General features: G+C 27.0%; 4 protein-coding genes. All 4 read right to left on the bottom strand.

Going from position 1 to position 6,039, the window contains the following annotated elements:
- Positions 1-2,318: Ig-like domain repeat protein (locus BZ132_RS02895; protein WP_286940441.1), on the bottom strand; the 2,318-nt coding region annotated here is incomplete at its 3' end.
- A gap of 681 nt (positions 2,319-2,999) precedes the next feature.
- Entirely contained in the window at positions 3,000-3,545 is a 546-nt protein-coding gene (locus BZ132_RS02890; RefSeq protein WP_112149425.1) for an adenylate kinase family protein, read from the bottom strand.
- A 49-nt stretch (positions 3,546-3,594) separates the two neighbouring features.
- The gene (thrC, locus tag BZ132_RS02885) at positions 3,595-4,791 is read right to left on the bottom strand and encodes a threonine synthase (RefSeq protein ID WP_011406186.1); all 1,197 of its coding nucleotides are present in this window, start codon (positions 4,789-4,791) and stop codon (positions 3,595-3,597) included.
- 420 nt (positions 4,792-5,211) lie between these two features.
- Positions 5,212-6,021, bottom strand: a complete 810-nt coding sequence (locus BZ132_RS02880; protein WP_286940438.1) for a hypothetical protein — start codon at positions 6,019-6,021, stop codon at positions 5,212-5,214.
- Positions 6,022-6,039 lie beyond the last annotated feature (18 nt).

The following is a 6,039-nucleotide window of genomic DNA, read 5'->3' as shown; positions in this document are numbered from 1 at the left end:
ATGGATAGATTTGTATTTATTCTATGTACATTGAATGATGTTTCATTGTATGAAGAAGAATATTTATCATTGCCAATATATCCTACCATTATCCTATTTTCTCCAAGTGTGGTTGTAGTATAGGAGTAATTATATTTTCCATTTACATCTGTGGTTGTTGTTATGTTATGTGTATTTATTAAAATACTTACTTGAGTATTTGGTAGTATGTTTCCAATTTCATCTTTGAGTATTCCACTTATCCAAATAGTTGAGTCTATTGTTGTATCACTTATATTATCTAGTGAAATGGTTGTGTTTATTTTACGTACATTGAATGATGTTTGATTACTACTTGGATTATATGCTGTGTCTCCATCATATGTTACTAGTACTGTTTTTTCTCCAGAAGATGTTATGGTATGTGTTATCCTATATTTTCCATTATCATCTGTTGTTATGGTGTGTTGTTGATTATCTATTGTGATTATTATGTTTTTATTTGTAAGTACTGTGCCATTTACATCTGTTAATATACCACTTATTTCAATAGAATCATCAATATGTGTATTTTCTATTGGATTTAGTGTTATTTGTGTATCATGTTTTTTACCTGTGAATGTTTTTGTATCTTCTGATGGATTGTATGTTCTTGTTCCTTCAAATAATGCTGTAACTGTATTATCACCAAGTAAAACTTTAGCTCCAGTATATGTGAATCCACCAGTACTGTTTGTTATTAAAATCTTTTGATTACCATTAATTGTAACTATTACTTTAGCATCGGATATGACTTCGTCATTGGCATTTGTAAGTGTTCCTGTGATATTTGCAAGTTTATCAAATAGTTCATCATTGATGTTGTTAATTATGATATTTGTATCTATTTTATATACTTCGAATGATGATTTAGCTTCAGATGGAAGATATTTGTAATTTCCATCATAGGTTACTTTTATGTTATGATTACCAACTTCTTCTGCAGTGTAGGATATAGTATAATATCCATTATCATTTGTAGTAACTTCTCCAATTAATACATCATCAACATATACTTTCAGTGTTTGATTTGGAAGATATGTATTTCCACTTGTGAGTCTTCCATTTATTGTCATTGTTGTTGAATTTAATATTTTCTGTGCATGATCTATGGAAATCATACTGTCTTCAAGAATAATTATATTTTTTTTATTAGTTTTATCTTGAGTATCTTGAATTCCATCGTTACTTACTTTGTTTTCATCAGTTATCTGTGTACCATCATATGTAACATTGTATAATGATATATTTCCCAGATATACGTGCATTTCTATAGATCCACTTAGTTCTGTTTGATTTAATAGTACTTTTGCTTGATTACTTGCTACATTAATTCCACAATATTGGTTATTAGATAAACGTGACTTTTCTATATAAACATTTGAATTTCCTTTTATCTCTATTGTAGCACCATGAGCAATTCTACCATTGTTATTTATGTTACTATTTAATATTGTAACATTACCTTCTGATTTAATAGCTTGAATTGTTCTTGATATTGTACAGTTATCTAATATTAATTCTCCACCAGCATTAACTATTATTGCAGGTCTGTATAGCCAATCATTGAAAAATCCAGGATTACTATCTATAACTATATTTTTCAATGTAAGTTTTTGTCCTGCATTAATTGTTACAAAGTATTGATTTGCATTATTTGGTATTATCTTATGATTATTTCCATATATTGTAGTATTTCCATCAGATAATGTTAATTGTCCAGAAGTATCACTTGTTAAATTAAATGTTCCATTGGTGTTTATTTGATTTAAACTTGAAACATTTTTATATGGTTCTTCAATATTTTTTAAATTAAATGTACTGTCTTTTATGTTATTAGTTACTTTTGGATTAATATTTACTTCATTTGATACTGTATTTTTATCATAAGATACTTCCTCGTGATCTTCAAGAGGTACTAATGTTGATGAATCAGTGTTTGATTTTTTATTAGACTTTGCATCATGATTTGATGCTTCTTGAGTGTCATCATCTGTTGTTTTTGTTGATTTTTCAGTGCTACTTATTGTTGGTTCTTTCTTTGTTATTGTGTTTTTCGTAGTTTCTTTAGCTTTTATTTTATCAATTTGTGTATTCTGCGTTTTTCCTATTATTTCTTTTTGATTTACTGTTTTATCAACATTTGATTCTTTTAGAGCATTTATATTTGTATCAATATCTTGTTTTTTTACTTCTAACTCTGAAATATCTTTAGAAGTATCTGTTGCTACAGCGCAACTTAATCCAATTAATAAAACTAATAACATAATAAATATACACACTATTCTATTTTTATGCATAGTTTCACCAATTTATAATCTTATTTTTATCTCTACTTTCATTTTGATTATCCTTATTTCATAATTATTTATGAAATTTATCCTGTTTGATTTAAAAAAATTTTATTTTTCACCCATATTAAATAAATAGAATATTTTTAAATATTCTTAATTCTCAACTACTATTTTATTAATTAAATAAAGAAGATTATTTAATTTCTATTTAAAACTTTTATTTGTAAATTTAAATATTACTTAAATTTAAATGATTTGAATTTAAAATAAACTTAAATCTTCTCTCAACATATTTTATTATTTATCATTATTAAACATTACTATTTTAAAATCATTTAAAGGAAATTTTTTAAAAAACTAATACATAACAATACAATAAATACTTATTTAAAGTTTTAGGATCATGTGTCACATCACCCCCCCCCTAAATTTATATAACAATACAATAAAAAATTATTTAAACTTTTAAATTCAATAAAAATATTATTTTAATCTGAGGTTAATTTATTAATTAGTTATTAAACCCACATTTAAATTATCATAGTTTAAAGTTAAATAAAGAAAAATAAGGAATTAGTTATATAAATAAAAGAAAGATACACGTAATATTCAGAAAATAAATAGTATTTGAACATGAAACGTCCAGAATCATTTTAAAAAAAGTAATATTATTAAAAAAATAAAAAATTAATCAAGATATGTGAAGTAATCTCCAAGATAATCAATAATACCTAAAGGATATTCTACCTTTTTATTAATGATATCTATCAATATATCTGCAACCTCATCTGGTGTTAAATTAGATGTTTCCACTTCTTGAACAATATCTCCATAAGTTTCATAACTTTCACTTGTACAAACACCTAAAATCTCAGCACTAACATTCTCTTTAACCTTTTTTTCAGGCCAATTACGACTATCTAATCGTTTTTTAAGAATATCAGGATTACATCTTAAAACAACAACCATATCACTACTTGGATAGTCTTGTGCTAAATGTCCTTCAAATATAAGAAGATTATCACCACATTCTTTTCTGATTTTATTAACAATAGGAATCATTTCAATAGTATCAACTATTTTATATCCTCGTACTTCATCAGTACCTAAAGTTAAATCATAACTCTCAAGTAAACTATTAATACTAATTAATTTAGCATTAATTTTATTCTTTAATATTTTTGTTACAGTAGTTTTACCTGTACCTGGAGTACCTGTAATTATAATCATCATAATAATCAAAAGATTTTTTTTAATAAAAAAAAGTGGAAGTTATATGAACTTATAAGGTTCTTATAACATTTCTTATTTCATTAGGATCTGATGATACAGGTGTTGGATCTTCACATGCATCTATTGCTACATTAGGATCTTTTAATACATGTCCTGTTACAATACATACAACACGTTCACCTTTATCAACATCACCATTTTCAACTAATTTTTTAAGTCCTGCAATACTTGCAGCAGATGCTGGTTCTACACCAATACCCTCTGTTCTTGCAAGATATTTTTGTGCATCTAATATTTCATCATCAGTTACTGTTTCTGCAGTACCATTAGATTCTTTTATTGCTCTCATAGCTTTTACTGAACTTACAGGCGCTCCTATTCTTATAGCTGTTGCAATAGTATCTGGATTTTCTACAGGAGTTACTGTGTCTTCTCCTGCTTTTACTGCATTTGCTATTGGTGCACTGTTAACTGCCTGAATACCTGTCATCATAGGAGTATCTTTAATGTATCCTGCATCTCTAAATTCAGTTATACCTTTCCATATTGCAGATATGTTTCCTGCATTACCTACAGGTAATATTACTCTATCTGGTGATTCCCATCCAAGATCATGTACTAATTCAAATCCAATAGTTTTTTGTCCTTCTAAACGGAATGGATTTATTGAATTTAGAAGATATAATTCACCATCTAATGCTAATTCTGTTATGGTTTTTAATGCATCATCAAAGTTTCCATCAATTGCAAATACTTTTGCTCCATGGAACATTGCTTGAGCTAATTTTCCTAAAGCTACTTTTCCTGATGGTAATACTACTGCACATTTAAGTCCAGCACGTGCAGCATATGCTGATAGTGAAGCTGAAGTGTTTCCTGTAGAAGCACAACCAACCATATTTACTCCAAGATCTACTGCTTTTGTTGTACCTACACTCATTCCCCTATCTTTAAAACTACCTGTTGGATTTGAACCTTCTACTTTAACATAAAGGTCTACACCTAATTCTTTACCTATTTTTTCACATTTACAAAATGGTGTTCCACCTTCATCTAGACTTACTCTATTGTCAGCATTTACTGGTAAGAATTCTTTGTATTTCCAGATATTATCTCGTCTATTTTCAAAAGTTTCACGTGGAATATCTTCAACTTCAGTTTCTACTTCAAGAATTGAACCACATGTACAGTTATATATTATTTCATCATCATCGTATTCTTTTCCACAAGAAATACATCGTATCATCTAAATTCTCCTTTTTAAATTCATCTAATTTAGTAATATTTATTATTACTCAAAAAATATTTCATTTAATTATATATTTATTTTAAATATAATAAATTATTTTGCTTAAATTCATGTAAAAATAGTGATATTATTTTAATTAATAAGTGGGTATAGGGATGTGTGTATAGAGGTTTTTTTTAATATCGGTAAGTGGTGATGTGATATTAATTTACGGTATACGTTAATATATGTCATTATATTTTTTTTGGTATTTGGACAACTATACATATCACCTATACTATTATTGATATATAGGTAATCTTTTATAAAGCTTATGCTTTAAAAGTAATCAAATTTACTTGAAAAAATGAAATTAGAATAAAAAATAGGGAAAAAAATAAAAATATTTTAAAAAAATAAAAAATAAGTGAATTTTTTTTAATTTATTGTAACATTGTGCACATAAATTGCATCGTTAGGATTTGAATTTAGAGCATCATCATAGAAATATAATTCTGCACGTACTGGTACATTCTTTGAATTACTTGTCATGGCAGTTCCTGAAACCTTAATTATCTGATCTTTTTGTGGATTATTCATATTCCATACAAGTGGACTTTTACCAATAATAGCATTATTTGAATCATAGAATATAACTTCCATTTGTAGATACTTATAATTCATTGAAGATTTAAGATCACATGATACCTTATACATTGAATATCCTTCACTTTCAATAGCTACATTTGATACTTCAAGTGATGATGCCTTCTGTGAAATCTCCATGTCATGACTAATATTTCCACCAACGCCTACAAGTAAAATAACAATAAATGATACTAAAGGTATTATCCATAGACGTGAATCACTTTTAATTACAGGTACTTGTGGAATATTATCCTTGTTTCCAAAATAATGTATATTATTTGTTTGTGAAATTGTAGGTTTTATCTTATCTTTTTCCATCAATGCAACTACAGCTGCAAGTACATAGAATATGCAGCCAACTACACCATACAAACTAACTCCAATTAAAACACCAATTCCAGCAATGATATACTGTGTAATTGCAACTCTATAATCCTTATTGAATAACCATATACCAATAAGACCTAAAATTCCCGAAATAAGTGCTATTGAACTATTAGTCATTAATTCGGAAGCAAAACCAGATAAAAAATATGCAATAAACCCACCCATAACTCCAAAAATAAATCCTAGAATAGCAAAAATTGGATTGAATTTCAATTAGTACACCTCCTATTC

It is taken from the genome of Methanosphaera sp. DEW79 (genome assembly GCF_003266085.1).
In the GTDB taxonomy this organism is placed as follows: Archaea; Methanobacteriota; Methanobacteria; order Methanobacteriales; family Methanobacteriaceae; genus Methanosphaera; species Methanosphaera stadtmanae.
This window is presented reverse-complemented; position numbering and strand designations above follow the sequence as displayed.

What these genes read in the sequence shown, in the direction of transcription:
- BZ132_RS02890 (WP_112149425.1), bottom strand. Translation starts at nt 3,545, where the DNA reads ATGATGATTATAATTACAGGTACTCCAGGTACAGGTAAAACTACTGTA.
- thrC (WP_011406186.1), bottom strand. Translation starts at nt 4,791, where the DNA reads ATGATACGATGTATTTCTTGTGGAAAAGAATACGATGATGATGAAATA.